The sequence below is a fragment of the Neisseria sp. P0022.S010 genome, from assembly GCF_051956635.1.
This window is the reverse complement of record NZ_JBQCXF010000097.1, coordinates 1-9,502: the sequence shown is the minus strand read 5'-3', so window position 1 is coordinate 9,502 and position 9,502 is coordinate 1. Positions and strand designations below refer to the sequence as shown.

The following is a 9,502-nucleotide window of genomic DNA, read 5'->3' as shown; positions in this document are numbered from 1 at the left end:
ATATCGAGCTTTTGGTGAAAAAAGGTTTGGTCAAAGCAGATTGGAACACGCGCCTGCCGGATAATGCCGTACCTTATACCAGCAACGTCGTTTTCTTGGTGCGCAAAGGCAATCCGAAACACATCCAAGACTGGGGCGATTTGGCTAAAGACGGCGTGCAAATCGTTTTGGCCAACCCGAAAACCACCGGCAACGGCCGCTACGCCTTTTTGGGTGCGTACGGTTATAGTTTGAAAGTGAATAACGGCGATGAAGGCAAAACCAAAGATTTTGTGGCCGCATTGCTGAAAAACACGCCTGTGTTTGAAAACGGCGGCCGCGCAGCAACAACGACCTTCAGCCAACGCAATATCGGCGATGTCTTGGTTACCTTTGAAAATGAGGCCAACTACGTCAGCAAAAAGCTGACCCAAGACCAGTTTGAAATCGTTTATCCAAGCTACACCATTCTTTCCGAAGCGCCGGTTGCCGTCGTGGACAGCGTAGTCGATAAAAAAGGCACGCGCGCTGCTGCCGAAGCCTATCTGCAAAACCTCTGGAGCGAACCGGCCCAAGAGTTGGCCGCCAATCTTTATCTGCGTCCGCGCAATGCCGAAGTATTGGCGAAACACAAAGCCGATTTCCCTGAGATTGAGACGTTTAATCCGAATGAGAAATTTGGCTCGTGGGAAGAAATCATGAAAAAATTCTTTGCCGACGGCGGATTATTTGACCAGCTTTCCAGTAAAAAATAAGGCTTAAACATAGAGGCCGTCTGAAACTTCAGACGGCCTTTTGTTACAATAAGCCTTTTTCTTATCCATCTTTTCCCATGTCCCAACGCAAAATCATCCATATCGATATGGACGCATTCTACGCTTCGGTAGAACTGCGCGAGCAGCCGCACCTGAAAGGGCTGCCCGTCGTTGTGGCGTGGGACGGCACGCGGTCGGTTATTTGTGCCGCTTCTTATGAAGCGCGCAAATTCGGTTTGCACTCGGCGATGTCGGTGGCAACGGCGAAAAGGCTGTGTCCGCAGGCGGTGTTTGTGCCGCCGCATTTCGATTTGTACCGCCAAGTTTCGGCGCAGATTCATGCCGTGTTTCGGCGTTATACCGATTTGATCGAACCTTTGTCTTTGGATGAAGCCTATTTGGATGTTACCCGAAATTTTGAAAATATCCCGTACGCCAGCGAGGTAGCCAAACGCATTCGTGCCGAAATTTTTGAAGAAACCGGTTTGACAGCCTCCGCAGGCATCGCACCCAATAAGTTTTTGGCCAAAATTGCTTCCGACTGGCGCAAGCCGAACGGGCAGTTTGTGCTGCCGCCGCAAAAAATCATGGCATTTTTGGAGAGCTTGCCGTTGGGTAAGATTCCTGGTGTCGGCAAAGTCACGCTGAAAAAGATGAATGCCCTCGGTATGCAGACCGCCGGCGATTTACGCCGTTTTGAGCGCGGCGAACTTTTAAACCATTTCGGCCGCTACGGCTACCGCCTTTACGATTTGGCACGCGGTATTGACGAGCGGCCGGTCAAAGCCGAACGAGAACGCCTGCAAATCTCAACCGAAATCACCTTGCCCGAAGATTTGTCTTTGGTGCAGGCTTCAAGCCATTTGCCGCACCTTGCCGAAGACCTCTGGCGGCAAATCGAACGCAAAAACGTCGAAGCCAAAGGCGTTACCCTCAAACTCAAAACCCACGATTTCCGCATTATCACGCGTTCGCTGACGTATTCTTCCGTCTTTCCCGACAGCGCCTCGCTGCTTCAAGCGGCGCATACTTTGCTGCAACGCATACCGCCGCAACGCGAAGACGCCTTCCGCCTGATCGGTATCGGTGTGAGCCATTTACTGCCGAAAAACCAGCAGCAGACGCTTTGGTTATAAAGAAATAGAAAAGCATTCTTTCCGTTTGAAGATAGGGCGCAGGACAATATTGTTCCATAACCATATCGGCAGCCGTTTAAACAGGCCGTCTGAAAACGTTTCAGACGGCCTTTTTAACGGTTTAACAAAATGATTTATCAAGAATTTGTTTTTCATTCAACAAAAGTGGAAAGCAGGGCGGTATCGATGTCCCATTTCCAAATGCCTCGTTCCGAGCCGTCCATGCCGCGTAGGAAGAGGTAGCGGATGGCGATTTTGGTCAACGGCTTGCCGCGCAGGGCATAGTAGCGCGCGATGGCAACGGCGTAGATCAGGGCTTGCAGGTAGTAGTGATGATGCGCCACGGCTTCGTTCATCGCCTGTTGCGTGTACGCGCTTGTATCGTTGCCCAAATGGTTGGATTTGTAGTCGATTAAAACGACATTGCCGTCTGAATCTTGACAAACCATATCGATAAAGCCGTTTAAATAGCCTTGCAAATCATGGAAATCAAGCAGTTGCGCGGCTTGGACGCATTCGGTCGGCAGGTTTGCTTCGCTTGAGGCAAACCAACGGCGCAAGTTGTCCAGTTTGAAATCGTCCATGTACAGGGTAAACCCCATTTCGGGCAGGCGTCGGGTCGGCGGAATCTGCGACAGGCTCTCGCCGATTAAAGGCGTCAGGCGGCAGGTGTCGAGCATGGTACTTACCGTTGGCAACCATTTGTCTTCAAAGCTGTGGCGTTGTAAAACTTCGGCAATCATTTCGGATTGGCTCTCGGCAGAGGCGGCGAAGTCGAGTTTTTCCAACATTTCATGCAAACATACGCCGGCATTGGTGCCGCGGGGGAAATGGTGGATATCAAGGCCGTCTGAAAGTGGGGACGGCAGGTTTTCAGACGGCATGGCACGGTCTGCGCTTTCTGCCGGGTCGATGGCAGGTTGCAAAGGCTCGTGTTGTTCGTCGGTTGACTTGGTGTGTCTGCTCAAACCGGTAAAGCTGGTGTGGCGGATAAAGTCAAAATCGCGGCGTTTGATGCTATGTGCGCCCAAAGCTTGGTCTTGCTGGCGGCTGTATTGGTAGACGGTTTCCGGCGGGGCTTCTTCCGTGAAGGCAAACTCCGTATTTTCAGGCGCATTTTTGATAAAGCGTTGCCAGTTGAGCTTGAGCATTTCCACAACATCTGTTGCGCTTTTATAGCTTTGGTTGACGCTTTCGCGGTCGGCATCCGGCAAACCTTCGAGCAGATAGGCAAAAGGATTGTTTGGCGTACAGTATTTGTTGGCGGCGGCGTAGATGTTGAGCTGTTCTTCGGCGCGGGTAAGTGCAACATAAAGCAGGCGTAAATCTTCTGCCGTCTTTTCGTCGGCAAGATGGCTTAGTTCTGCTTCCGAGGTTTGAGATGTTGCCAGCAGCTCGGTTTCGTGGCTTTCAGTATGCAGGATTTTCCAGTTTTCTTTGGAATCGTCTTTGGTATCCCACGCGAAGGGGCAGTACACCAAAGGATATTGCAAACCTTTCGACGCGTGCATGGTAACGATTTTGACCAGTTTTTCGTCGCTTTCAAGACGGATGGTTTGCGCGTCTGACGGGAAATGGCCGCTGCGCGCACGGCCGATTTGTTCGTTCAGCCATTTATGCAGGGCGGCAGGGTTGCGGCTTTGGCTGTCTTCTTCGGCCAAAAGCTCCAGAATTTGGTAGTAGTTGGTCAGGCTGCGTTCGTTGCCGCCTTTGAGCAGGCGTGTTTCGATGTCATGTAGGGCGGCAAACTGCTGCACGGCGGCAAAAATGCCGCCTTTACGCCATTTTTCCATGGCTTCGGCAGACGATTCCAGCCATTTCAGTAGCTGGTGTTCGTTGTGGTTGAGTTCGTAAATCTCTTTGGCGGTATAGCCGAATAAAACGCCAGTTAAGACAAAGCGCAGCCAGTCGGTTTGCCTTGGGTTGAGCCAAAAGCCGATCAGCGCGGACAGCGAGTCTGCCTCGGCGGAATCGAAAACGGACTGGCGCGACAGCAACACGCTTTGGATACGGCGCTGTTTCAGTTTTCCGGCAATCATCGCCGCTTCGTTGTTGGTGCGTACCAAGACGGCAATATCGCCGGATTCCAATGCACGGCCTTTGAAGTTCAGATGGCCTTCGGCTGCTTCATTGAGCGCAAAGGCAATTTCATCGGCGCAATATTCGGCGGCACGGCCGCGCAAAATTTCTTTGCCGGTTTGGTCGTCCGTATTGAGCCAGCGCACTTGGATGGCGGGGCGGTGTGGCGACAGCCGGCTTTTGGCGCGGCTGGCGGAGACATCGCTGTAATCGATGTTTTCCAATACGAATGGATGTTTTTTTTGTTTGAACAAGGCGCTGATGCCGTTGATCAGCTTGGCATGGCTGCGGTAGTTGACGGCGAGGGTGTAATGCCTGTCCGCATCTTGCGCGGCTTGCAGATAGGCGTAAATGTCCGCACCGCGAAAGCTGTAAATCGCCTGTTTGGGGTCGCCAACGAGAAACAGCGGGCAGCCTTGTTCGATAAAAATTTGGCGGAAAATTTCATATTGCAGCGGGTCGGTATCTTGGAATTCGTCAATCAGCGCGATTTCCCAGTTTGCCGCTGCCACTTTTGCCAATGCGTTGCCGTGTTCATTAGTGGTCAATGCCTGATGGACATCCAGCAGCAAATCGTCAAACACGCGCTCGCGGCGTGATTTTTTTTGTTCGGCAATAGATTGGTTGATGTAGGAAAGGAGATCGAGTTGCAGGCAGATGAAGACCGCTTCTTCCGCGCTTTCCATTGCTTGCAAATCACGACCGAGATTGGCCAAAGCTTGCAGCTGGATAATTTCCGGCGCATCGGCATCGGCTTTATATTCTTTTTTCAGTTTGCTGTTGAGCGTGTCGATACTGAAGAGGCTTAATTTCCCTAGCGTTTGTTTGCTCAGGCGGGGCAGATGACTGGATTCGGCGTTTGTTTTTAAATCGATAAAAACATTTTCAAAGGTATTTCTTTTGTAGGTCTGGCCATTAAGTTTGGGCAAGATTGTCCAAAACGCTTTTTCCAAGTCTTCCAACTGACCGCAAACTTTTTGCCATGTTTCTTGAAGGTTGGCTTGGGCTTCTTTCAAACTGCCTTCAGGCCGTCTGAATTTCAGATAGGGGCGGCCGGTATAGCTTTTGATTTCGGCAAGCATTTCTTCGGGCGTGCATTTCCGGTCAAAAACCAATTGTGCCAATGTGGCATCGGTTGCCACTTTCTGCCGCCAAAAGTCCTGCGCAGGAATCAGCAGCCTCTCGCGCGAGTCGTCCGACAGCTCGACATCCAAAGGCGCACCGCACAAAAACGCGTAATCGCGCAAGACGCGCTGACAGAAGCCGTGGATAGTGTAAATCGATGCGTTGTCAAACTGGCTCAGCGTGGCTTTGAGGCGGAGAATCAGGCGATGGCAGCTTTCCTGTCCGTCTTGCTCACCTAAAGCCAAAGGAATCAAGCGATTGAGAAAGTCATCGGGGGATTTTTTCTCTTTTTCGTAATATTTGTTCAGGCCGTCTGAAATATGTTCCGGCTTGCCGCCCAAAGTTTGGATTTCGTTCAAAACCTGCAACACTTCGTCCAAACGCGCGCGCAAACGGGTTTTCAGTTCTGCTGTCGCCGCTTTGGTAAAGGTAACGACCAGAATTTTCTCGATGTCTTTTTTTTCTAAAACAATCAGTCGGGTAAAGAGCGCGGCAATGCCGTAGGTTTTACCCGTACCGGCAGAAGCTTCGATGAGGTTGGTACCGTCGATGGAAAGTGTGAGCGCGTCAAAAGGAAGGGGGGAAGACATGGTTGGAACGGAATAATATTAGCGAGGCATTATCATAACAGAGATAGTGTGTTGTTTTGCATTGATGATAGAAATGCCGTCTGAAAACTTTCTGTTTTCAGACGGCATGTCTTAAGGGCTATTAAATGACTTCAATAGCGCATCTTAGTAGCGCAAACGGCGTTTGGCGTAGCTTGGTTGGCGGGGACGATAGGTATAACGGTTCGCCGCAGGAGCTTTACTGTCGTCATAGTAGTACGCAACATTATTACCGTTGATGGTCGTATTGTTGACGCTCAAACCGGTTGGAGAGCCGGTAGTAATAACAACATTGTCGCTTTGGATGGTGTTTGCCGTATTGGTTACGTTGGCTTCGTTTTTACCTTTGGCGTTGATGCCGCCGTCAGGTTTGCCTGAAGCGTAGCTGCCGTTGACATTGACGGTCAGGTTTTTTTCGTTAACGCTGCTGATTGCGCCGGAAGTATTGACTTTGTTGCCTTCTACTTCAACGGAGTTGTTGGATACCAGGTTGGTACCGTGCAGGTTGACGTCACCGTTGTTGGCATTGATTTTAATGTCATTGCCAGCCGCTACATTCGCGCCTGTGGCGGTAGAAGAAGCGTTATCGGTTTTGTTGACGCCGACAGAGCCATTGACGTGAGGAACGGCAACACCGGTTTCAACATTGATTGTCGTACCAGCGCCGATACCGACATTAACGGCTGTACCTTGGTTGGAGGCAGTATTGGCTGACTCGGTGAAGGTTACGCCGTTGCCTGCGGTAATGTTGACGTTGTTGTTGGCAGTAATGTTGGATGCGATTTCAGCAGAGTCTTTGGCGTTGATGACAACATTGGTCGCATTCATATCGCCTTTGACGGCGGTAGATTCTTTTTTGTTTTCATCAGCGTAGTTGACGTTCAGGTTGGCATTTACATCAACGTTTGAACCGTCTTTGGTGTATCGATGAATTTGATACCGGCTTTGGCAGTCACGCTGCCGTTTTCTTTATTGGTTTCGGTGCCAGAGTAGCCTTTAATGGAATACTCGTTGACCTGTTTGTTTTCTACTGCTTTGCCGCTTGTCGACAGAACTTATAAATCAGGTGGTCGTCGTAGCTCGAATTGCGGTTGATGGTGCTGCTCACAGTAAAGGTTTGGCTGTCTGCAAAACACTCCCAGCCGGGCAGGTGCAGTTCGGCCACGAGGTCGAGATAGGCGGGCAGTTCGCTGCGGGTGTTCCCGCACCTGCCGCGTTGCCGTCTCATCTTTCTTATTCCCCGCCTGCGTGGCGAGATTTTTCATGCCTGCCTTTTTAGGACGGACACGATGGCGGCAAGATCATTGGGCGACCAGCGCCAGCAGTCGGGCAGCCCCAATGCGGCGGCGTACCACTCGGAGCAAAACCACTTGTCGCCGCGTTGGCGGGTTTTGAATACCACGCCGACGGCACCGAACCAGTCGTAGGGCTAGCTGACGGTATTGCGGTATAGGCGGTCGAGCTGGCCGTGCTCATTGATGCTGTCGGGCAACGGGATTAGATCCCACTTATCAGCGGGCAGCAGCATCGTTTTGGCGCGCACGCCGCCGTCGCGCACGGAAGATGAAATACAGTCGTACCCGCCGCCTTCGACTGGGCCGTAGGCAATCTCGGCGTGGCTGTATTGGCCACGAGTGAGAATGCGGGTCAGCCAGTCGGTGGCTCGAGCACACCATACGCGCCAGCCGGAGCCGCCCCGATGGCCTTTATAGAGAGCTAGGTAGTATCGTGGTTTCATGATTACGCCTCCTCCAGCTCGGCGGCGGGCTGCTCGTAGTTAGCTGTCCAGCCGTCCGAATAATCGTATTCCAGCGGATTTTCGGCCTTTAACATGGCGGCTTTATGGCGTTCGGCGTTGGCAAAGTCGGCCTGCTCATCCAATACCATCTGCGTAGTCATCTCATCCAGTAGCTCGCGGGTCATGAGGACAAAATCGTTTTCCATCGTTTTCCAGCGTAACCCCACCGGCAACTCTTTCATGGTGCGCAGTAGGATGTATTGGGTGCAGCTCTCATCGTTGGTGTGAAACCACTTACCCACGCTTTTGACAAATACCCCAGGAATCATACGGCAGCTTGTATATGTTTACACGCTGGATGTTTTATCAAAGACGTGGCTATATTTGGCAGCGAGCGAATCATCACGCCCTAATCTGTAACGCCCTAGAACGTGTTTTCAACGGCGAAACAAAACGCTTGATTATTAATATTCCGCCGCGATACTCGAAAACGGAAATCGCGGTCGTGAACTTCATCGCGTGGGCGATGGGGTGCGTGCCGGATTGTGAATTTATTCATGCGAGCTATTCCGCAACATTGGCGGTCAATAACTCCGTGCAGATTAGAAACTTGGTGCAGCATGAGGAATATCGGGCAATTTTCCCGAATGTGGAGCTTGAAAGCGAAAGCAGTAGCCATTGGAAGACAACCGAAGGTGGTGTGATGTACGCAACAGGCGCAGGCGGTACGATTACCGGTTTCGGTGCTGGCAAACATCGGGACGGCTTTGGGGGTTGTATCATCATTGACGATCCGCATAAAGCAGACGAAGCACGAAGCGAGGTCAGACGGCAAAACATCATCGACTGGTTTCAAAACACAGTCGAATCCCGTAAGAACAGCCCTGAAACGCCGATCATTCTAATCATGCAACGCCTGCACGAGAAAGACTTAGCAGGCTGGCTGCTTGACGGTGGCAACGGCGAAGAATGGGAACATTTGTGCTTACCAGCGATTCAAGATGACGGCACGGCGTTATGGCCTGAAAAGCACGATATTGAAACACTACGCCGCATGGAACAAGCCGCGCCGTATGTATTTGCCGGGCAATATTTGCAAAAACCTGCACCGCCTGATGGCGGTACGTTTAAGCCTGACAATCTGCAATTTGTTAAGGCATTGCCTGCCGGTAATATCAGATGGGTGCGCGGATGGGACTTAGCCTCAACCGCAAACGATGGCGACTATACAGCAGGCGGCAGGCTTAGTGTTACAGAAGATGGGCGGTACATTATTGCCAATATTGTGCGCGGCCAATATGGGGCGGATGAGCGAGACAGAATTTTGAAAAACACGGTGCAAAAAGACGGTGTGAAAACAAAAATATCTATCCCGCAAGACCCTGGGCAGGCCGGCAAGTCGCAAACCCTATATTTAACCCGTCAATTGGCGGGTTTTTCTGTATCTGCCAGCCCTGAGTCGGGCGATAAGGTGACACGAGCCGAGCCATTCGCGGCACAGGTCAACATCGGTAATGTGATGGTGCTGGATGACGGCACATGGGATACAGATGCGCTGATTTCAGAAATGCGGATGTTCCCAAACGGTCAGCACGATGACCAAATCGACTGTTTGAGCCGTGCATTTAGTGAGCTATTGGACACCCGAACGGGCATGATTGATTACCTGTAGAAACTAGTAGCGTTGTTTACAGTATTTCCAGGAGAATACTGAAACATGAACATGCACAAAAACACCCGTCTCACCCCTCACCACCGCCAAGCCATTTGGCTGGCCTACACGCAGGGGAAGGAAAGCGTAACCTCCCTGGCACGCCGCTACCAAGTCAGCCGCGTCACCATTTACCGCGCACTTAAAGCTGCAAGAGGCAGGCTGCCCAAACCCCAAACCAGTACCAACAACCGTTTCAAACAGGCAAAGTACGGAATGAAACGCCTGGCCAAGGTAGAACGCGGCATTCAGGAAAAACTCAAAAGGCAGGCCAAACGCTACAATAAATCCTACCCCGGAGAGCTGGTACATCTCGATACCAAACGGCTGCCGCTGCTCAAAGGACAGAAAGCCACCGATAAGCGGGATTA

At 51.4% G+C, this 9,502-nt stretch carries 9 protein-coding genes and 1 pseudogene; 4 read left to right on the top strand and 6 right to left on the bottom strand.

The window, feature by feature from the left end; all coding sequences use genetic code 11:
• Together ACTHUT_RS10025 and dinB are read left to right on the top strand one after the other, a co-directional pair.
• On the top strand, positions 1-734 hold a 734-nt coding region (locus tag ACTHUT_RS10025; RefSeq protein ID WP_440418772.1), incomplete at its 5' end, for a sulfate ABC transporter substrate-binding protein.
• 77 nt (positions 735-811) lie between these two features.
• The gene (dinB, locus tag ACTHUT_RS10020) at positions 812-1,870 is read left to right on the top strand and encodes a DNA polymerase IV (protein ID WP_250600892.1); all 1,059 of its coding nucleotides are present in this window, start codon (positions 812-814) and stop codon (positions 1,868-1,870) included.
• Between the two features lie 152 nt (positions 1,871-2,022).
• On the opposite strand, the gene recB is transcribed toward dinB, so the two are convergent.
• From recB to ACTHUT_RS09990, 6 genes are all read right to left on the bottom strand, one after another.
• Positions 2,023-5,664, bottom strand: coding sequence for an exodeoxyribonuclease V subunit beta (gene recB, locus ACTHUT_RS10015; RefSeq protein ID WP_440418771.1), 3,642 nt, complete (start codon positions 5,662-5,664; stop codon positions 2,023-2,025).
• 144 nt (positions 5,665-5,808) lie between these two features.
• Positions 5,809-6,510 carry a hemagglutinin repeat-containing protein gene (locus ACTHUT_RS10010; protein ID WP_154953933.1) on the bottom strand — a complete coding sequence of 234 codons (702 nt, stop codon included), beginning with the start codon at positions 6,508-6,510 and terminating at the stop codon, positions 5,809-5,811.
• Positions 6,511-6,709: 199 nt separating this feature from the next.
• The gene (locus ACTHUT_RS10005) at positions 6,710-6,910 is read right to left on the bottom strand and encodes a hypothetical protein (protein WP_080974647.1); all 201 of its coding nucleotides are present in this window, start codon (positions 6,908-6,910) and stop codon (positions 6,710-6,712) included.
• A 33-nt stretch (positions 6,911-6,943) separates the two neighbouring features.
• Positions 6,944-7,084, bottom strand: coding sequence for a hypothetical protein (locus ACTHUT_RS10000; protein ID WP_308186867.1), 141 nt, complete (start codon positions 7,082-7,084; stop codon positions 6,944-6,946).
• Between the two features lie 27 nt (positions 7,085-7,111).
• Complete coding sequence (locus ACTHUT_RS09995) at positions 7,112-7,420, bottom strand: hypothetical protein (RefSeq protein WP_308186868.1); 309 nt, start codon at positions 7,418-7,420, stop codon at positions 7,112-7,114.
• A gap of 2 nt (positions 7,421-7,422) precedes the next feature.
• On the bottom strand, positions 7,423-7,749 hold the full coding sequence (locus ACTHUT_RS09990) for a DUF4376 domain-containing protein (protein WP_053090877.1): 327 nt from the start codon (positions 7,747-7,749) through the stop codon (positions 7,423-7,425).
• Positions 7,750-7,763: 14 nt separating this feature from the next.
• Between ACTHUT_RS09990 and terL the strand changes: the two genes are divergently transcribed.
• Positions 7,764-9,092: a phage terminase large subunit gene (terL, locus tag ACTHUT_RS09985; protein ID WP_284675700.1), complete on the top strand. Its 1,329-nt coding sequence runs from the start codon at positions 7,764-7,766 to the stop codon at positions 9,090-9,092.
• 45 nt (positions 9,093-9,137) lie between these two features.
• Positions 9,138-9,502: pseudogene (locus tag ACTHUT_RS09980) on the top strand (IS481 family transposase); the annotation flags it as partial.

Coding starts and splice junctions, on each gene's coding strand:
- ACTHUT_RS10005 (WP_080974647.1), bottom strand. CDS start 6,910: ATGAGACGGCAACGCGGCAGGTGCGGGAACACCCGCAGCGAACTGCCC.
- terL (WP_284675700.1), top strand. CDS start 7,764: ATGTTTACACGCTGGATGTTTTATCAAAGACGTGGCTATATTTGGCAG.
- ACTHUT_RS10010 (WP_154953933.1), bottom strand. CDS start 6,510: ATGAATGCGACCAATGTTGTCATCAACGCCAAAGACTCTGCTGAAATC.
- ACTHUT_RS09990 (WP_053090877.1), bottom strand. CDS start 7,749: ATGATTCCTGGGGTATTTGTCAAAAGCGTGGGTAAGTGGTTTCACACC.
- dinB (WP_250600892.1), top strand. CDS start 812: ATGTCCCAACGCAAAATCATCCATATCGATATGGACGCATTCTACGCT.
- ACTHUT_RS09995 (WP_308186868.1), bottom strand. CDS start 7,420: ATGAAACCACGATACTACCTAGCTCTCTATAAAGGCCATCGGGGCGGC.
- recB (WP_440418771.1), bottom strand. CDS start 5,664: ATGTCTTCCCCCCTTCCTTTTGACGCGCTCACACTTTCCATCGACGGT.